This is a genomic window from Streptomyces griseoruber (genome assembly GCF_001514205.1).
In the GTDB taxonomy this organism is placed as follows: Bacteria; Actinomycetota; Actinomycetes; order Streptomycetales; family Streptomycetaceae; genus Streptomyces; species Streptomyces griseoruber.
The window spans coordinates 1-18,555 of sequence record NZ_KQ948781.1 but is presented as its reverse complement, the minus strand read 5'-3'; the positions used below and the strand labels follow the sequence as shown (position 1 = coordinate 18,555).

16 protein-coding genes and 2 pseudogenes are annotated in these 18,555 nt (G+C 70.0%); 13 read left to right on the top strand and 5 right to left on the bottom strand.

The window, feature by feature from the left end; translation table 11 throughout:
- Positions 1 to 5: 5 nt before the first annotated feature.
- The 10 genes and pseudogenes from AQJ64_RS36550 to AQJ64_RS36505 form a co-directional block, all read left to right on the top strand.
- Positions 6 to 800 carry an ATP-binding cassette domain-containing protein gene (locus tag AQJ64_RS36550; RefSeq protein ID WP_055631839.1) on the top strand — a complete coding sequence of 265 codons (795 nt, stop codon included), beginning with the start codon at positions 6 to 8 and terminating at the stop codon, positions 798 to 800.
- Positions 801 to 861: 61 nt separating this feature from the next.
- Complete coding sequence (gene iolC, locus AQJ64_RS36545) at positions 862 to 1,836, top strand: 5-dehydro-2-deoxygluconokinase (protein WP_055631840.1); 975 nt, start codon at positions 862 to 864, stop codon at positions 1,834 to 1,836.
- A gap of 7 nt (positions 1,837 to 1,843) precedes the next feature.
- Positions 1,844 to 2,713 (top strand): Cgl0159 family (beta/alpha)8-fold protein, encoded by an 870-nt coding sequence (locus AQJ64_RS36540; protein ID WP_425315623.1) that lies wholly within the window; start codon positions 1,844 to 1,846, stop codon positions 2,711 to 2,713.
- Positions 2,710 to 3,585 (top strand): 5-deoxy-glucuronate isomerase, encoded by an 876-nt coding sequence (gene iolB / locus AQJ64_RS36535; protein WP_055631842.1) that lies wholly within the window; start codon positions 2,710 to 2,712, stop codon positions 3,583 to 3,585. The genes AQJ64_RS36540 and iolB overlap by 4 nt, the downstream gene beginning before the upstream one ends.
- The gene (gene iolD, locus AQJ64_RS36530) at positions 3,586 to 5,463 is read left to right on the top strand and encodes a 3D-(3,5/4)-trihydroxycyclohexane-1,2-dione acylhydrolase (decyclizing) (protein WP_055631843.1); all 1,878 of its coding nucleotides are present in this window, start codon (positions 3,586 to 3,588) and stop codon (positions 5,461 to 5,463) included. It abuts the gene before it with no gap.
- A gap of 13 nt (positions 5,464 to 5,476) precedes the next feature.
- Positions 5,477 to 6,967 (top strand): CoA-acylating methylmalonate-semialdehyde dehydrogenase, encoded by a 1,491-nt coding sequence (locus AQJ64_RS36525; protein ID WP_055631844.1) that lies wholly within the window; start codon positions 5,477 to 5,479, stop codon positions 6,965 to 6,967.
- A 35-nt stretch (positions 6,968 to 7,002) separates the two neighbouring features.
- Positions 7,003 to 8,196, top strand: coding sequence for a Gfo/Idh/MocA family protein (locus tag AQJ64_RS36520; RefSeq protein ID WP_055631845.1), 1,194 nt, complete (start codon positions 7,003 to 7,005; stop codon positions 8,194 to 8,196).
- A 29-nt stretch (positions 8,197 to 8,225) separates the two neighbouring features.
- Entirely contained in the window at positions 8,226 to 9,224 is a 999-nt protein-coding gene (locus AQJ64_RS36515) for a sugar phosphate isomerase/epimerase family protein (protein WP_055631846.1), read from the top strand.
- Positions 9,225 to 9,256: 32 nt separating this feature from the next.
- A complete protein-coding gene (locus AQJ64_RS36510) occupies positions 9,257 to 10,147 on the top strand; it encodes a sugar phosphate isomerase/epimerase family protein (RefSeq protein ID WP_055631847.1) in 891 nt (296 codons plus the stop codon).
- Positions 10,148 to 10,298: 151 nt separating this feature from the next.
- Positions 10,299 to 10,927 (top strand): annotated as a pseudogene (locus tag AQJ64_RS36505) (ISL3 family transposase); the annotation flags it as partial.
- A gap of 32 nt (positions 10,928 to 10,959) precedes the next feature.
- On the opposite strand, the gene AQJ64_RS36500 reads toward AQJ64_RS36505, so the two are convergent.
- Positions 10,960 to 12,378 carry an IS701 family transposase gene (locus AQJ64_RS36500; RefSeq protein WP_055631848.1) on the bottom strand — a complete coding sequence of 473 codons (1,419 nt, stop codon included), beginning with the start codon at positions 12,376 to 12,378 and terminating at the stop codon, positions 10,960 to 10,962.
- A gap of 794 nt (positions 12,379 to 13,172) precedes the next feature.
- On the opposite strand from AQJ64_RS36500, the gene AQJ64_RS36495 reads away from it, so the two are divergent.
- Positions 13,173 to 13,607, top strand: a complete 435-nt coding sequence (locus tag AQJ64_RS36495; RefSeq protein ID WP_059203348.1) for a hypothetical protein — start codon at positions 13,173 to 13,175, stop codon at positions 13,605 to 13,607.
- Between the two features lie 254 nt (positions 13,608 to 13,861).
- On the opposite strand, the gene AQJ64_RS36490 is transcribed toward AQJ64_RS36495, so the two are convergent.
- Positions 13,862 to 14,464, bottom strand: a complete 603-nt coding sequence (locus AQJ64_RS36490) for a TetR/AcrR family transcriptional regulator (protein WP_059203347.1) — start codon at positions 14,462 to 14,464, stop codon at positions 13,862 to 13,864.
- Between the two features lie 48 nt (positions 14,465 to 14,512).
- Entirely contained in the window at positions 14,513 to 15,508 is a 996-nt protein-coding gene (locus AQJ64_RS36485) for an NADP-dependent oxidoreductase (RefSeq protein ID WP_059203346.1), read from the bottom strand.
- A gap of 148 nt (positions 15,509 to 15,656) precedes the next feature.
- Here AQJ64_RS36485 and AQJ64_RS51320 point away from each other — a divergent pair.
- Positions 15,657 to 15,776, top strand: a pseudogene (locus AQJ64_RS51320) (TetR family transcriptional regulator); the annotation flags it as partial.
- Positions 15,777 to 15,979: 203 nt separating this feature from the next.
- Here AQJ64_RS51320 and AQJ64_RS49285 read toward each other — a convergent pair.
- The gene (locus tag AQJ64_RS49285) at positions 15,980 to 16,126 is read right to left on the bottom strand and encodes a hypothetical protein (RefSeq protein ID WP_159060326.1); all 147 of its coding nucleotides are present in this window, start codon (positions 16,124 to 16,126) and stop codon (positions 15,980 to 15,982) included.
- 325 nt (positions 16,127 to 16,451) lie between these two features.
- Positions 16,452 to 17,378, bottom strand: a complete 927-nt coding sequence (locus AQJ64_RS36480; protein ID WP_055639183.1) for an NADP-dependent oxidoreductase — start codon at positions 17,376 to 17,378, stop codon at positions 16,452 to 16,454.
- A 143-nt stretch (positions 17,379 to 17,521) separates the two neighbouring features.
- Between AQJ64_RS36480 and AQJ64_RS36475 the strand changes: the two genes are divergently transcribed.
- A partial coding sequence (locus AQJ64_RS36475; protein WP_055639184.1) for a GlxA family transcriptional regulator occupies positions 17,522 to 18,555 on the top strand: 1,034 nt, incomplete at its 3' end.

The window sequence follows — 18,555 nt, the reverse complement described above, 5'->3', positions numbered from 1 at the left end:
TCCCCATGACGACCACACCCCTGCTCCGTCTCGCCGACGTCAGCAAGTCCTTCCTCGGCACCAACGCCCTCCAGGACATCTCCCTCGAAGTGGAAGCCGGCAAGGTCCTCTGCCTGCTCGGCGACAACGGCGCCGGCAAGTCCACCCTCATCAAGATCCTCTCCGGCTTCCACAAGCCCACCAGCGGCACCATCGAGATCAACGGCGAACGCGTCGAGTTCGACAGCCCCCGCGACGCCAGCGCCCAGGGCATCGCCACCGTGCACCAGTTCGGTGGCACCTTCCCGCTCATGGGCGTCGGCCGCTGCTTCTTCGTCGGCGCCGAACCCACCAAGGGCTTCGGCCCGTTCAAGCTCTTCGACAAGAAGCTGGCCGGCGAGATCGCCGTCCGCGAGATGCAGTCCCTCGGCATCACCCGCGTCACCGACGGCAACCGCCTCGTCGGCGCCCTGTCCGGCGGTGAGCGCCAGGCCCTCGCCATCGCCCGGGCCGTCTACTTCGGCGCCAACGTCCTCATCCTCGACGAACCCACCGCCGCCCTCGGCGTCAAGGAAGCCGCCCACGTCCTGCGGATCATCATGCAGGCCCGCGCCAAGGGCGTCGCCGTCATCCTCGTCACCCACAACGTCCGCCACGCCATGATGGTCGGCGACCACTTCGCCGTCCTCATCCGCGGCCAGAAGGCCGACGACTTCCGCAAGGGCGAACGCACCCGCGAGGAGATCACCGACCTCATGGCCGGCGGCGAAGCCATGGCCGACCTCGAAGCCGAACTCGCCCAACTCCAGGCCGACGCCTGAGCGGGTTTTGTCCGACCTCTCTTTAAAGCGCTCTAAATCGGGACGGGAAAGGAAACCAGCAATGCCGTTCGAAGTGCTGACCATGGGCCGGACGGGAGTGGATGTGTATCCGCTTCAGACCGGGGTGGGGCTGGCCGAGGTCACCTCATTCGGCAAGTACCTGGGCGGCAGTCCAACCAATGTCGCGGTCGCCGCGGCGCGCTACGGGCGTACGGCGGCCGTGATCACCAAGACCGGCCGCGACCCGTTCGGGGAGTTCGTGCGCGCCGCGTTGCGGGGATACGGCGTCGATCCCCGTTTCGTCGGCACGTCGGGCGTGGCGCCGACACCGGTGACGTTCTGCGAGATCTTCCCGCCGGACGACTTCCCGCTGTACTTCTATCGCCTGCCGAAGGCTCCTGACCTGGACATCCAGCCGGGGGAGCTGGACCTGGAGGCGGTGCGGGAGGCAGCGGTCTTCTGGATCACGGGGACCGGGCTGAGTGAGGAGCCGAGCCGGGCGGCGACGCTGGCGGCGCTCGAAGCGCGGGCGAAGGCGGGAACCACGGTCTTCGACCTGGACTGGCGGCCGATGTTCTGGGCCGACGCGGATCAGGCACGGTCGTCCTACACGGAAGCACTGCGGCACACGACGGTCGCCGTCGGCAATCTCGACGAGTGCGAAATCGCTACCGGGGAGCGCGAACCGTACGCTGCGGCGAAGGCGCTGCTGGCGGCGGGTGTGGAGCTGGCAGTGGTCAAGCAGGGCCCCAAGGGGGTCCTGGCCATGGGCCAGGACGGGGTCGCCGTGGAGGTGGCGCCGGTTCCGGTCCACGTGGTCAACGGTCTGGGCGCCGGGGACGCGTTCGGCGGGGCGCTCTGCCATGGCCTGCTGTCCCGGTGGGACACACGGCGCACGGTGTCCTTCGCCAACGCCGCCGGCGCGATCGTCGCGGGCAGGCTGGCCTGCTCCGAGGCGATGCCGACCGAAGCCGAAGTCGAACAAAAACTCCAGGAGGCGTCTTACGGCTCCGTTGCCACTGAACGAAAGGCGTGACCTCGTGCTGTCCGAGAACGTGAGCCGGATCGTGTCCGCCCGGGTGCACGATCCCGGTGCCGTGGCGGCGGCTGCCGCCCGCCGGGTGAAGGCGACCTCGCTGTTCGGCGACCACGGCAAGGCGATGATCATCGCCGCCGACCACCCCGCGCGCGGAGCCACTGGCGTCGGCGGCGATCCCAACGCCATGGCGGATCGTTTCGAGCTGCTGGACCGGCTGTGCGTAGCGCTCGAACGCCCCGGGGTGACAGGCGTGTTGGCCACGGCCGACATCCTCGAGGATCTCCTCCTGCTCGGCGTCCTGGACGGCAAGAGCGTGTTCGGTTCGATGAACAGGGCGGGGCTGGCGGGCTCGGTGTTCGAGATCGACGACCGCTTCACCGGCTACGACGCCGAGACGATCGCCACGATGGGCTTCGACGGCGGCAAGACGCTCACCCGGATCGCGCTGGGCGATCCGGCCACACCCTCCGTACTGGCGAACACGGCCAACGCGATCAACGAGCTCAACGACCGTCAGCTCATCGCGATGGTGGAGCCGTTCATCTCCGTCTGGCAGGACGGGAGGATCCGGAACGACCTCTCCACGGACGCGGTCATCAAGTCGGTCGCCATCGCCTCGGGGCTGGGCCGGCGCACCGCGTACACCTGGCTGAAGCTGCCGGTCGTGGAGGGGATGGAGCGTGTCCTGGCCTCCTCGACCCTGCCGGCGCTGCTGCTGGGCGGCGAGGTGAAGGACGCGGAGGCGGCGTTCGCATCCTGGGGCAAGGCGCTCAAGCAGCCGACCGCGCAGGGGTTGGTCGTGGGGCGCTCCCTGCTCTACCCGGCGGGCGGAGACGTGGCCGGTGCGGTGGACAAGGCGGTGAGCCTGCTGTGAGCAGCAAGTACCACCTGCCGGCCGGGACTTCGGCCGACGGCCCTTACGACGTCCTGGTCACGCCGGAGTCAGCGGGCTGGGGATACTCCGGCCTCAGGATCCTGACCCTGGGGCCGGGAGAGGCACACGCCCTCAGCACGGGCGACAGCGAGTTCCTGGTTCTTCCCCTCCATGGCGGATGCACCGTCACGGTCGGCGGGCAGAGCTTCGAACTCGACGGCCGGCAGGACGTGTTCGCCTCGGTCACCGACTTCGCCTACCTCCCCCGCGAGTCGGAGGCCCTCATCAGCAGCGCGCACGGCGGGACGTTCGCGCTGCCCAGCGCCCGTACCGGGCGGAGTTCACTCTCCGCCCGGTACGGGGCCAGGAAGAACGTCCCCATCGAGCTGCGCGGGGCCGGGGCATGCTCGCGGCAGGTCAACAACTACTGCTTGCCGGGGACGTTCGACGCCGAGCAGCTGCTGGTGTGCGAGGTCCTCACGCCGGGTGGGAACTGGTCGTCGTATCCGCCGCACAAGCACGACGAGGCCCGGCCCGGGGTGGAGTCGGAGCTGGAGGAGATCTACTACTTCCAGGTCTCCGGTGACGGGAACGGGTTCGGCTACCAGCGTGTCTACGGCACCCCGGACAGGCCCATCGAGGTGCTGGCGGAGGTCCGCTCCGGGGACACGGTCCTCATCCCGCACGGCTGGCACGGGCCGTCGATCGCCGCACCGGGATACGACCTGTACTACCTCAACGTCATGGCGGGTCCGGGGCAGGACCGTGCCTGGCTGATCTGCGACGACCCTGCCCACGGCTGGGTGCGCAACACCTGGGACATGCAGGACATCGATGACCGGCTGCCCTTCGGCGCCGAGGAGAACGAGTAGATGGAAACGATCAGACTCACCACCGCCCAGGCGCTCGTGCGCTTCCTCGTCCACCAGTACAGCGAGCGCGACGGGCAGGAGCAGCGGCTGATCCCCGGGATGTGGGGCATCTTCGGACACGGCAACGTGGCCGGCGTCGGGCAGGCCCTGCTGCAGGCCGCGGTCACCCAAGAGGCCGATCTCCCTTACTACTTGGCCCGTAACGAGCAGGGCATGGTGCACGCTTCGGTCGCCTACGCCAAGATGCGCGACCGGCTGGCGACCTTCGCCTGCACCGCCTCGACCGGCCCCGGCTCGACGAACATGATCACGGGCGCGGCGCTGGCCACCACCAACCGGCTTCCGGTGCTGCTCCTGCCGTCCGACATGTTCGCCACGCGCGCCGCCGACCCGGTGCTCCAGCAGCTGGAGGACACGCGGGGCGGGGACGTCACCGTCAACGACGCCTTCCGGGCCGTCTCGAAGTACTTCGACCGCGTCTCACGTCCCGAGCAGCTCATCCCGGCCGCCCTCGCGGCGATGCGGGTGCTGACCGACCCGGTGGAGACCGGCGCCGTCACCCTCGCCCTGCCCCAGGACGTGCAGGCCGAGGCCCATGACTGGCCCGTCTCCTTCTTCCGGCGCCGGGTGTGGCATGTCGGCCGCCCGGTGCCCGAACCGGCCGCCGTCGAGCGGGCCGCCGCCCTGTTGCGGAGCGCGAGGAAGCCGCTGATCGTGGCGGGCGGCGGGGCCGTGTACTCCGGCGCCGAGACCACGCTGCGCGCCTTCGCCGAGGCCACCGGCATCCCGGTCGCCGACACCCACGCCGGCAAGGGCGCGGTGCCGTGGGACCACCCGTACGCGGTCGGCGGCATCGGCTCCACGGGGTCGTACGCGGCGAACGCGCTCGCGCAGGACGCGGACGTGGTGCTGGGCATCGGCACCCGGTACTCCGACTTCACCACCGCCAGCCACACCGTCTTCGGCAACCCGGACGTCACCTTCGTCAACCTCAACGTGGCCCGACTGGACGCCGTCAAGCACTCCGCCGAGCCGCTGGTCGCGGACGCCCGACTGGGTATCCAGGCACTGGCCGGGGCGCTCGACGGCTGGGAGGTGGAGCCCTCGTACCGCGCGAGGAGCCGTGAACTCATCGCCCGTACGCGGGAGATCGAGGAGGGGTGCTTCACCGTGGGCCATGGTCCGCTCCCCGCCCAGACGGAGATCCTCGGCGCCCTCAACGACGTCCTGGACGACCGCGCGGTGGTCATCAACGCGGCCGGATCCATGCCGGGCGATCTGCAACAGCTGTGGCGGGCGCGGGATCCGAAGGCCTACCACGTCGAGTACGCCTACTCCTGCATGGGCTACGAGGTGGCCGCGGGCGTCGGCGCGAAGATGGCCGACCCCTCCCGTGAGGTCGTCGTCCTGGTCGGTGACGGCTCGTATCTGATGATGGCCCAGGAGATCGTCACCATGGTCTCCGAGGGCCTGAAGGTCATCGTCGTCCTGGTCCAGAACCACGGCTTCGCCTCGATCGGGGCGCTGTCCCAGTCGCTCGGCTCGCAGCGCTTCGGCACCAAGTACCGGTACCGGAACGGGGATTCGGGGCGGCTCGACGGGGACGTCCTCCCGGTCGATCTCGCCGCCAACGCCTCCTCGCTGGGCGCGGACGTCCTGCACGCCGCCTCGGTCGAGGAGTTCCGCGCGGCGATGGAGAAGGCGAAGGCGGCCACCCGGACGACCGTCGTGCACGTCGAGACCGATCTCTACGGCCCCAACCCGCCCGGCCACGGCTGGTGGGACGTCCCGGTCGGCGAGGTCTCCGCCCTGGAGTCCACCCGCTCCGCGTACGAGACGTACGCCGCCCACAAGCAGAACCAGCGTCACTACCTCTAAGGACACCGCTTCCGTGAACACCATTCCCCACTGGATCAACGGCGCACCCGTCTCCGGCACGGACACCCAGGCGGTGTTCAACCCGGCCACCGGCCAGGAACAGGCCCGGGTCGTCCTCGGCGGCGACGCGGACGTGGACACCGCCGTCCGGGCCGCCTCCGCCGCGTTCGAGACCTGGTCCGAGTCCTCCCTCACCCAGCGCACCCAGGTGATGTTCGCCTTCCGCCAGCTCCTCGTCGAGCACGAGGAGGAGCTGGGCCGGATCATCTCCGCCGAGCACGGCAAGACCGTCGACGACGCCCGCGGCGAGATCGTGCGCGGCCGTGAGGTCGTCGAGTTCGCCTGCGGCCTCGGCGACGTGCTGAAGGGCTCCTTCTCCGACCAGGTCTCGCGCGGCGTGGACGTGCACGACTTCCGTCAGCCGCTCGGTGTCGTCGCCGGCATCACCCCGTTCAACTTCCCGGCGATGGTTCCCCTGTGGATGCACCCCGTCGCGATCGCGACCGGCAACACCTTCATCCTCAAGCCGTCCGAGCGCGACCCCTCGGCCGCCAACTTCGTCGCCGGGCTGTACCGCAGGGCCGGGCTGCCGGACGGTGTCTTCAACGTCGTCCACGGCGGCAAGCCGGCCGTCGACGCGATCCTGACCCACCCGGGCATCGAGGCCGTCTCCTTCGTCGGCTCCACACCCATCGCCAAGTACGTCCACGAGCAGGCCGCTTCGCACGGCAAGCGGGTCCAGGCCCTCGGCGGCGCCAAGAACCACGCCGTCGTCCTGCCCGACGCCGACCTGGAGTTCGCCGCCACCCACATCACCGCCGGTGCCTACGGTTCGGCCGGCGAGCGCTGCATGGCCGTCTCCGTGGCGGTCGCCGTCAGCGAGGCCGCGGACGGGCTCGTCGAGGTGCTTCAGCGCAAGGCCCGTGAGGTCAAGGTCGGCCCCGGTGACGTGCCCGGCACCGAGATGGGCCCGCTGGTGACCAAGGCCGCCCAGGAGCGCGTGGAGAACGCGGTCGGGACAGCGGCGGCCCAGGGTGCCACGGTCGTCGTGGACGGCCGCGGGCTCAAGATCGACGGTCACGAGGACGGCTTCTTCACCGGCCCCTCCCTTCTCGACCACGTCACCACCGGGATGGACGCCTACCAGGACGAACTGTTCGGCCCGGTCCTCGCGATCGTGCGGGTCGACACCCTCGACGAGGCCATCGACGTCATCAACGCCAACCCCTACGGCAACGGCACCGCCCTGTTCACCGCCTCCGGGGAAGCCGCCCGCCGCTTCCAGCGCCGGGTCAAGGTCGGCATGATCGGCATCAACGTCCCCGTCCCGGTCCCGATGGCCTACTACTCCTTCGGCGGCTGGAAGGACTCCCTCATCGGCGACCACCCCATCCACGGACCCGAGGGCATCCGCTTCTACACCCGCCCCAAGGTCGTCACCACCCGCTGGCCCCAGCCCAGGCAGCAGGTCGCCGCCGGTTTCAACTTCCCCACCTCCAACTGACATTCCCCCACCGGGACTTTTCGAAGGACAGCTCCATGACCACATCCAAGCCGCTCTCCGTTGCGGTGATCGGAGCCGGTATGGCCGGCCGCAGTCACGCCGCCGGATACCGCAACGTCAACACGGTCTTCGGCGCCGGTCTGCCGCCGGTACGGCTGGCCGCGATAGCCGATGCCAACGTGGCACTCGGCGAGGACGCCGCCCGGCGTTACGGCTTCGAGAAAGCCCTTCCGAGCTGGGAGGCCGTGGTGGAGGACCCGACCATCGACGCGGTCAGCATCGTCGTCGGCAATGCTCTGCACCGGCCGATCGCCGAGGCGCTGGTCGCCGCCGGGAAGCACGTGCTGTGCGAGAAGCCGCTGGCCGGGTCGCTCGAAGACGCCCGGGCCATGGCCGCGTTGGAGCGATCCGCCGAGGTCGTGACCGCTGTCGGGTACACCTTCCGCCGTGCGCCCGCCATCGCCGCTATCCGCGACCATGTGCTGCGCGGTGAACTGGGAGACCTCACCCTGTTCGGCGGACGCTACTGGTGCGACTACGCGACCGACCCGAACGGGCCGCTGAGCTGGCGGTTCAAGGGCGGAGCCGGGTCCGGTGCGCTGGGGGACGTCGGCTCGCACATCATCGACGCCGCCGAGTACGTCGCCGGGCCGATCGCCTCGGTGTCCGGTGCCGTGCTGTCGACGCAGATCACCAAGCGTGCGCTGCCGCTGGGCGCGGTCGTCGGGCACAACGCGGCGCCTGTCTCGGACGAGTTCGGCGAGGTCGAGAACGAGGACACCGCGTCCTTCACCGCCCGGTTCGAGTCCGGGCTGGTCGGCACCTTCTCCGTGACGCGCACCGGGTTCGGGCTGCCGAACGGGCTCGCCTTCGACGTGCTCGGCGTCAGCGGGCGGGCCGCGTTCGACCAGCACCGGCCCGCCGAGTACCTCTTCGACGACGCCCAGCCCGACGCCCGTACCCGAGGCGCCCGGCAGATCATCGCTGGCCCGCAGCTGCCGTATTTCGCGGGCGGTGTCCCGATGGAGGCACCGGGTGTCGGTGCCAGCAACGGCGACAACTTCACCTACCAGGCGCGGGCGTTCCTCGACCAGGTCGCCGGGGTCGCCGAGCCGCTGCCGGCATGCGCCACCTTCGCCGACGCGCTGCGCACCATGGAGATCATCCAGGCCGTCGTCGACTCCTCCCGCAGCGGCGGCGCGTCCGTCGCCGTTCCGCCCGCGGCCTGACCTCATTTCTCGACCGAAGGATCTGACACATGGCTCTCAAGCTCGGCGCCTATACCGCCTGTTTGCACGACCGTCCGCTGACCGAAGCCCTCGACGTCCTCAAGGAGAACGGGCTGACCTCGGTCGAGGTCAACAGCGGCGGGTTCATACCGTCTCCGCACTGCCCCGTCGATCTGCTGCTGTCCTCGGCCGCCGCGCGTGAGGAGTACCTCGCCACCTTCGCCGACCGGGGCATGGAACTGACCGGCCTGAACTGCAACGGCAACCCGCTCAACCCGCTCCCCGGCGTCGGACCCAAGCACGCCGACGACCTGCGGCGGACCATCCGGCTGGCCGGCCTGCTCGGCGTCAGGCACGTGGTCACCATGTCCGGCACGCCGGGCTCCGACCCCGACGCCAAGTACCCGTCCTGGGTCGTCAACCCATGGGACGGCGTCTACATGGACGTCCTCGACTACCAGTGGGGTGTGGCCGTCGAGTTCTGGAAGGAGATCGATGCCCTCGCCCGGGAGAACGACGTCCGGGTCGCCGTCGAGATGCACCCGCACAACCTCGTCTTTTCCCCCGTCACCCTCAAGCGGCTGGTCGACGAGGGCGGGCTGACGAACGTCGGCGCCGAGATGGACCCCTCGCATCTGATGTGGCAGGGCATGGACGTCATCGCCTCCGTCAAGTGGCTCGGCCCGCTCGTGTTCCACGCCGCCGCCAAGGACGCGACCCTCTGCCCGGGCGCCGACATCCGCGGTGTCCTCGACACCTCGTTCGCCCGGGTGCCGGCCGACGCCCCGGACAAGGTCCCCACCGGGTACGGCTTCTGGTGCAACGCCTGGCCGGAGAACCCGGCCTGGAAGTTCGTCGCCGTCGGCATCGGCCACGACGTCGCCTACTGGACCGAGTTCCTGCGCGCCCTCGCCGAGGTCGACCCGAACATGGCCGTCAACATCGAGCACGAGGACGCCGCCTTCTCCCGTACCGACGGACTCGCCCTGGCGGCGAAGAACCTGCACAGCGCCTCATCGGCCCTCTGACCGCCTTTCGCTTCCGATCTCGGAGGACACCAGTGAAACTCGCTCTTGATCCGCAGATGTTCTATTCCACGCACTCGGTGCTGGAGCTCCCCGACCTGGTGGCCCGCGCCGGCTACTCCTGGATGGAACTGTCGCCCAAGGACGACTTCATCCCCTTCTTCAGCCACCCGCGCGCCGACGACGCCACGGTGGCCAAGCTGCGCAAGCGCGCTGCCGATGCCGGGGTCGGCATCGCCTCGGTCCTGCCGGTGCTGCGCTGGTCAGGGCCGGGTGAGGAAGAGCGGCAGGCTGCGGTGCGGGCCTGGAAGCGCGCCATCCGGATGACCGTCGACCTCGGTGTCGACACCATGAACTCCGAGTTCAACGGCCGTCCCGAGGGCGCCGAGTTCGCGGAGAGCCAGTTCCTGCGCTCGATGGACGAGCTGATACCCGTGTTCGAACGCGAGGGCGTCAAGCTCGTCCTGGAACCGCACCCGGACGATTTCATCGAGGACGGTCACGCTGCGGTGAACATGGTGCGCGGTCTGAACCGGGACTGGATCTCGTTCCTGTACTGCACGCCGCACACCTTCCACCAGGGCAACGATGCGACCGGAATCATCACCGCGGCAGCCGACAAGGTCACCTACGTCCACCTCGCCGACACCCTCGACCACACCGCGTCCAACGGACTGCGCTACATCGTCAACCCGCCCGGATCGACCGTGCGCGTGCACCAGCATGCCGAAATGGGCCGCGGTGAGGTCGACTTCGACGAGGTGTTCGCCGCGCTCGCCTCGGTCGGATTCGACGGGGTCGTATCGTCGTGCGTCTTCGGCTGGGAGGAGCACGCCGCCGAGATCAGCGTCCGCCAACGGGAGAAGGCAACCGCACTGATCGACAAGCACTTCGGAGGGGGCAGGCTGGAGACCCAGAGGCACTGATCCCCGATGACCGGCTCCACGCAGTTCCGCACCTGGTAGAAGCCTTCCAACGTGCCCGGGAGTGTAAATCTAACGGCCCTGTCTCACATTCGGTGGTGACGCAGAGTCATGAGGTGTCGTTGGTAATCGTGCGACGGATGCCAACGAGCTCGTGCAGACGGTACTTTCAGGGCTGACCCGCTGGTCATCGGAGATTTGGTCGACGAGGGCGAGCGGGTCGTGGTGCGGGCACAGACTCCGCAGAACACGGGGGTCTGTCCGGTGTGCGGGGTGATATCGGGGCGGGTGCACGGCTATCACTGGCGGACGGTGGCCGACGTACCGGTCGACGGCCGGCGGGCGGTGGTCCGTGTGCGGGTGCGGCGTCTGGTGTGTCCCACGCGCGGCTGCCGCCACACCTTCGGCGAGCAGGTGCCCGGAGTGCTGGAGCGATACCAGCGCCGCACAGCCCGTCTGGCCAGCCAAGTCAAAGCCGTGGTCAAGGAGTTAGCAGTTCGGTCAGGAGCTCACTTGCTGGCGTTGCTCGCGGTGGGTCTGTCGCGTGATACGGCCCTGCGCGCCCTGCTGCGGATCCCGTTGCCCACCGGGCGGGGCCCCGTGTGATCGGCGTCGACGACTTCGCTCTGCGTCGGCGGCACCGCTGTGCCACCGTGATCATCGATGCCGAGACCCACGAGCGGATCGCCGTGCTGCCCGGTCGCACGGCCGACACCCCTGGAAGCGTGGCTGCGCGAGCATCCGGACATCGAGATCGTGTGCCGGGACGGCTCGGCGACCTATTACCGGTAGTTCGTTAAATCCGGCAGTAGAGGTCAATGCCGTGTCCGGTGGTGACCGCGTCGATCAGGGCCTGGAGCTCGGAGGGTGGGTCCCTGTCCGTCCAGGCTCGCCACCACCGGTTGAGGGTGACGGCGGGGGTGAGCCAAGAACGTATGGCCCGTAAGGCCCTGGGCCAGCAGGGCAGTTGGGGCCGGTGGGGTTGGTCTGGGCCCCCTCTCTGGCCCCTGGTCGGGACATGGATCCGGTGCGGTGGCATCCAGGGGACCGGGCGGGGCGAACCACTGATCCCAGCAGAAGGAGAAGGCGCAGTTGACCAGGGTCTGGTGGCGGCGGATGGCGCGGTCGGAGCGGACTTGGAAGTCGGCCCAGCCGAGCTCGTCCTTGACCTGCTTGTAGCTCTGCTCGATCCACGGCCGCAGGCCGTAGAGGCGGACGATCTCGGCGAGGTCGGCCGCCGGGTGCGCACTGGTGGCGGCGTGGGGTGCGTGGGGGTGGGGCAGGTTGGTGTCCAGGTACCAGGTGGCCTTCTCCGGCAGGCTGGCCGGGTCGATGGTGGCCACGACCAGGCGGCAGGGTGAGTCGGGGCTGTAGCCGCCCAGGCGGGCATCGACGGCCCACCAGGTCTCGGTGTGCCCGTCACGGAAGTGACGCTCCACGGGCGTCCAGTCGCCGGGATGCTTGGCATCGCGCCAGGTCAGGGGGTGTGCGGCTGCGATGGGGGTGTGCGGCTGGTCGGCCCGGGCCCAGGTGCCGCGGTGCGGCTTGAGCGCGACGACGTAGGGCAGGCCGGCCTCGCGCAGCGCGAGGTACCAGTCGTCGCTGACCGAGTAGGCGCAGTCGGCGACCACCGCCCGGCAGCCGAAGCCCGCCTCCTTCCCGCGGGCAGCAAGGGCAGCAAGGGCAGCGGCCGGCTGCGGTTTCGTACGGAAGGCCGGATCGGACCGGCCGCGGGCGAAGTGATGGGCCGGGGTATAGGGAGTCGCGCGCAGCGGGTAGTACACGCGGCCGTCGGTCCACACCGTGGTCACCGTGACGATGCCGTTGTCCGTCTTGCCCAGCCGGCCCGGCCACTGCCGGCCCACGTGCGCGGTCGCCGTGCCGTCCTTGCGGTCCCCGGAATCGTCGATCACGATGACCCCGCCCTCGTGCGGAGCCGCCGCGTGCTGCTCGCGCAGCAGGTCAAGCCGCCGGTCGTTGACCTGATTGGCCTCCCAGGGCGACTCGGACAAGAAGAACTGCAGCCGCTGCACCCCCGGCATCCCCGCACCCGCCACCGGCTCTGCTCCGGCCAGGCAGGTGATCGTCTTGTTCCGCTCCCGCGGCGCCAGCAGCCCGGTCAGGTACTCGCGAAACCCTCGCCTCTGGGCCAGGCTGAAGAAGAGGTCGTCGAACCGGGCCGCGTAGTCCTCCAGCGGTCCCAGCGCGGGCGGGCACGGCCGGCGAGCAGTCATCTTCAGCCCCCAGCAAGGCAGTTGACTCCTGCCCCCGGCCTACGACCAACCCGACCTGTCGTCAACCCACGCCACCACCGGATTCAACGAACTACCGGTAGAAGGCGCGCGTTCTGGCGCTCCCCAAGCACAACAGGTCGCGGACGCCTGGCACTTGTGGCGCAACCTCGCCGAGGCCGTGGAGAAGACCGTCGGCTCTCACCACCCGTGCATCCGGACGCGTAGTTCCGGCCAGGTTGAAGGTCGTGTCTGCAGAGTCAGGCTCCTCAAGCGCATGGGGTTCGGCCGCGCCAAACTCGACCTGCTCCGCCAACGCATCCTGCACAGTCCATGATCCCGGCAGCGTCACAAGATCGCCGACAGAGCCGAAAATCGTGATCGTCGACAGCACCCAGAATCGACGCCCGACTCAGCGCCAGGAGCAAACCGCCGACTCTCCACAGCACAGCCCGCCGATGCACGCTTCCACGCACACACCATGCAAACCACGTCGCGCAACACCTACCTCACCTGCTACGAGAAGGCCACCGCCTTGCAAACTGCAGCGCTCGGTCACAACACCCCCGCTGCTCGAGTGCGGCGGGGGTGTCGGTGACTACGTAGCTCGCCGTCCAGCGCGGTCGCGTCCGGCAGCTGCACGGCCCCGGCCACGACCTCTGGAAACGACGGCCTCATCTCGGTGCCGTGCCTGGAGCGCAGCACCACCTGGCCCGCGTCGAGGGAGTTGAGAGCCCGAAATCCGCCCCACTTGGGTTATGCGCTGTTGAGCTGTCCACGGACTATCGTCCAGCGTCATGTCGATCACCGGTTGGCGAGCACGGGAGTTCAGCTCCCTGTTCGCCGATCTCGGTGAGGGGTTGGATGATCTGGGGGTGCCCGAGGGGCAGCCGTTCCTGATCAGTCCGGCGGGCGGGTACGACGTGGCGCTGAACCGGCATTTCTCGGTGTGGCCGGCGTCTTCGCCGTGGAACACCGAGGCCGCCCATGCCCGGTACCTGCGCGCGTACTTCGACTTCCTGTGGTTCGCGCGAGGCAGGCGGGACTGGCGTGATGCGCCCATGGACGACCGGGCGGCGTTCGAGTGGTGGGCGGTCACCTACGACTGCCATGTCTGCCGGCAGCCCTACGAGCGCCCCGACCTGGCCGCCTGCGCCACGCACGACGCGGTAGGACGGCATCATCGCGTCGAAGGCGCCCTTGAACTGCTGAATCGACCCACAAAGCCCTGACCGCACCACATGGGCCCCGACCCGGGCTCCTGGGAACAGGGGCTGTGGGAGTGGGACCCGACGCCACATAGGTGGGCAATCTCCGGAGTCCCAGCAGCACGCGGTGGCGGTAGCCCTCCGGCCGGCCACCCCACCCGTCCAGTCATGCCGACATGGGCAGCAACGGCCGGATGACCTGCCATGTGGGGATGCGGGCCATGCCGCAGCCAAGGACTGCCCGGATGGTCACCTGTGCCTGAGGCCGGGGCCGCGCTTCAGCAAGGCAGCAGGACGTCGACATGCTTCCGGATGTCCTGCATGATCTCCTCGACACTCAAGGCGATGTTCACGCTCACCGCCATGCTGAGGAACATCACGGCGGACACGATGTGTGCCAGCGTCGCGGCGTCGCCCTCTGCGACCCGCTCGTCCCGGCGCAGCACGGCGGCGACGGCCTCCTCGGTCTGCGCGACGATGGCGAGTGCCGCGCCGTGCCGGGGCTCCTCGGGGTCGCCGAAGACCATCTCTCGCAGGTAGGTGCGCCCGTTGTCGATCTGGACGCGGTTGCACTCGACGATCGGCCGGACGATCGCCAGCACCGCGTCCAGCACGCCTGGGACGGTCTCGGCGCCCGCCCGGCCCCGCTCAAGTGCTTCGACGTACTTGGCGTTCTGGACAAGGAGGAGGAGTTCGCCCTTGGTCTTGGCATAAAGGAACAGGGTCCCGGTGCCGATGTCGGCCTTGTCGGCGATCTGCTGGGTCGTGACCTCATCGACGCCGTGTTCGGCGAACAGTTCACTGGCGGCAGCGACAATGCGGTCGAGTTTCTCCTGCTTGTTCCGCTCGCGCCGTCCGACCGACTGGGAGGCGACAGACATGGGTGGTCTCCTCGTGCGTTCTGTGTCGCCCGTCGCGGTTGCGGCGGGTCAGCCGTTGCCGATGACGGCCTTGCCGCGGATGCCACCCTGGGACAGGGACTGCAGCGCCTGCGGGGTCTGGTCGAAGCCGAACACCTTTCCCACGACCGGACGCACCACGCCCTCGTCGATGAGGGTGGTGATCTGGCGGAGCTGGTCGCCGCTGGCGCGCATGAGCATGAACTCATACGTCACGCCGAGCTTCTTCGCCTGCTTGCGGATCTTGCGGCTCAGGACGGCGACCCCCAGGCGCAGCAACGGGTTGAGGCCGGCCTCGCGCGCGAAAGTGGGCTCCGGCGGACCAGCGATCTCGATGGCTTTGCCGCCGGGCTTGAGCACCCGCAGGGACTTCTCGAGGGTCTCCCCACCGAGGCTGTCCAACACCAGGTCGTAGCCGGTCAGGAGCTGCTCGAAGTCCTGGGTGCGGTAATCGATCACCGTGTCCGCGCCGAGCGCGCGCACGAAGTCCGCGTTGGAAGCGCTGGCGGTGGTGGCGACGTGCGCACCGAGGTGCGCGGCGAGCTGGATCGCGATCGAACCGACTCCGCCGGCGCCGGCATGAATGAGAACCTTCTGCCCGGGCCGCACGTTCCCGCGCTCCACCAGCGCCTGCCACGCCGTGAGCGCCGCCAGCGGCAGCGAGCCGGCCTCATTCATGCTGATCGAGGCGGGCTTGAGCGCCAGGTCGCCCTCTGCGACGGCGATGCGTTCGGCGAAGGCGCCGATGCGGTCCTGGTCGGGCCGACCGTAGACCTCGTCTCCGGGCTTGAAGCCGCGAACCGCCGTCCCGACGCGGATGACGGTGCCCGCGACATCGTTGCCCAGGATCACCGGCAGCTTGTAGGGCAGGATCTGCTTCAACTCACCGGCGCGGATCTTCTCATCCAGCTGATTCAGCCCGGCAGCCTCCACCCGGACGAGCACGTCGTGCTCCCCGACGGTGGGCTCGGGGACGTCCGCCTCCTGCAGCGGCTCCTTGTACTTGGTGACGACGAACGCTCGCATGGGGCGCCACTCCTTGTCTTCATCCTATTTATCCAGGCGTGAGGCCAGATCAGCCAATTCGGCGTGACATCTGGGGCCGGCCTCGCCTCACTCACTCAACCCGAGTACACTCAATTATGAGTCTGCTCAGAATTTTGGAAGCGGCCCCATGCCGATCGGGCGCCGCGAGCGGGCCAAACAGGCCAAGCGTGAGCGCATCACGACCGCAGCCCGCGAACTGTTCGCCGAACACGGCGCCAGCGGGGTCACGACACAGCAGATCGCCCACCGGGCCGACGTCGCGAACGGCACTCTTTACCTGTATGCGTCCATGAAGGCCGAGTTGTTGATCATGGTGCAGAACGAGAAGTTCGCCGCCGCCATCGACGTCGGCCTCGCGATCCGCGCCGCGCAACTCGGCAAGAACATCCAGTCCGGTAGTGCGGACAACGGACAGCCGCAAACCCTGTCCATAACTTCGGTTCCGGCGGGCTACCGGCAGGCGGGGCGGACCGCGGTGGAGAAGCGGGGGAGCGGCGTGGCCGCATCGCGGGTCGAGGCGGTCCGGCGGGCGGGCGCCGCTGACGGGCGGCCGACGAGGCCGCCGTCCTCGGCACCGAGGGCGTCCTGGGCCCGCAACGCGCCCTCCCCGGTGCCACATACCGGCCGCGAGCACCCGCCGGCAGCAGCAGGCCCCGGCCACCACCGAAGACACCCCTCCGGCGCGAGCCGCAGCCCTGCCTCCGCCCCCGTGCGAGCCGCCGCCCCGGCCGTCACCGAAGCACCCCCGCGAGCCGCAGCCCCGCCCCCTCCGAAGCCCCGAGCCGCAGTTCCGTCCTGTCCGGCCGTGCCCGCAGGTCCGCCCTGTCCCGTTCGGCCGCGCCCGGAGCCCCGGGACCGGTCGGTCCCGGGGCTCCAGTCCCGCTCCACCTGCCCGCAGCCGACCCGTCCGGGGCGGCCGGCGTCAGGCGACGCTCAGGACGATCTTCCCGGTGGTGCGGCCCTGCTCGCCGATCTCGTGCGCCTTCGCGGCCTCGGCCAGCGGGACGACGGTCTCGACCACGGGCGTGAGCGCGCCCCGCTCGGCCAGGGCAGCGATCTCGCGCAGACCCAGGTGGTCGGGCTCGACCAGCATCCACACCGCCCGCACGTGGCCGGGGACGTCGGCGGGGACGTCGTCGGGGCCGGGCAGGGTGATCAGCCGGCCGCCCGGGCGCAGCACCGTCAGGGACCGCTCGGCGTTCTGGCCGCCGAGCCCGTCCAGCACCACGTCCACGTCCCCGACGGCGTCCTCGAAGCGGACCGTGCGGTAGTCGATCACCTCGTCCGCGCCCAGCTGCCGCAGCAGGTCGTGCTTGCCGGCGCTGGCCGTGCCGATGACGTACGCGCCGCGGGCCTTGGCGATCTGCACGGCCAGGTGGCCGACCCCGCCGGCCGCCGCGTGCACCAGCACCCGCTCACCGGCGCGCACCCCGGCGGTGTCCACCAGGGCCTGCCAGGCGGTCAGCGCGGCCAGCGGCAGCGCCGCCGCCTGCACGTGGGTGAGGTTCGCCGGCTTGGGCGCGAGGTGGCGGGCCGGGGCGACGACGTACTCGGCGTAGGCGCCGGCCTGCCGCGGGAACAGCGGCATGCCGTACACCTCGTCCCCGGGGCGGAACATCCCCACGCCCGGTCCGACGGCCTCCACGGTGCCGGAGACGTCCCAGCCCACCGCCGGGACCTCGCCCCACTCGATCAGGGCCCCGCTGGCCCGGGTCTTGAAGTCCACCAGGTTCACACCGGCCGCGTGGACCCGCACCAGGACCTCGTTCAGTCCCGGCTCGGGTCGGGCGACCTCACGCTCCACGAGCACCTCCGGTCCGCCCCACTGCTCCACGACCACCGCACGCATGCTGTCCGCCTCACTTTTCCGTCTTGATCGAATACCGGCCGCCCGGGCCCTTCCCGGCGCGACGCAGTCCACGATCCGACACCCGCCCCCACCATGGTGTTGGCCGTCTGGCCACTATGTGACAGGATCTGGCCATGAGTGAGATGCAGTGGCCGTGCACCGACCCCCTCCCCGACCCGAGCGCCGACGCGGCCGGGCGGCACCGCATCGCCGTCCTCGCCCTGCCCGGCGTCCCGCCCTTCGAACTCGGCATCCCCTCCCGCGTCTTCGGCAGCGTCCTGGACGCCGGCTCACGCCCGCTGTACGAGGTCACCGTCTGCACCGCCGACGGCGCCCCGGTCCTCAGCGACGCCGGGTTCACCGTGCAGCCCGCGGCCGGTCCCGAGGCCCTGGCCGCCGCGGACACCGTGATCGTCCCGCCCACGCACGCCATGCCCGAGCTGGGCCGCGGCGGCCCGCTGCCGCCCGAGGTCACCGCGGCCATCGCCGGCATCCGGCCCGGCACCCGCATGGTGTCCATCTGCACCGGCTCCTACGTTCTGGCCGCCGCGGGCCTTCTCGACGGCCGGCCCGCCACCACCCACTGGAACCTCGCCCCCGAGTTCCGCCGCACCTACCCCCGCGTCAAGGTCGACGAGGAGGTCCTCTTCGTCGACGACGGCGACGTCCTGACCTCCGCGGGCGTCGCCGCCGGCGTCGACCTGTGCCTGCACATGATCCGCCGCGACCACGGCGCCGCCGCCGCCAACCGCGCCGCCCGCATGTGCGTCGTCCCGCCCTGGCGGGACGGCGGCCAGGCCCAGTACATCGACCGCCCGGTGCCCGAACCCACCGTCGCCACCACCACCGCCACCCGCGCCTGGGCCCTGGAACACCTCGGCGAACCCCTCTCCCTGAACCGCCTGGCCGAACACGCCCGGATGAGCCTGCGCTCCTTCACCCGCCGCTTCCGCGACGAGGTCGGCATGACCCCCGTGCAGTGGCTCACCGCGCAACGCCTGGAACTGGCCAAGCAGTTGCTGGAGACCACCGACCTGTCCATCGACCTGGTCGCCCACCGCTGTGGCTTCGGCTCCGCCAACTCCCTGCGCGCCCACATGCGCACCGCCTTCGGTGTCTCACCCGCCTCCTACCGCCGCACCTTCCATACCGACGACCTGGTGGAAGCGGGCGTCTG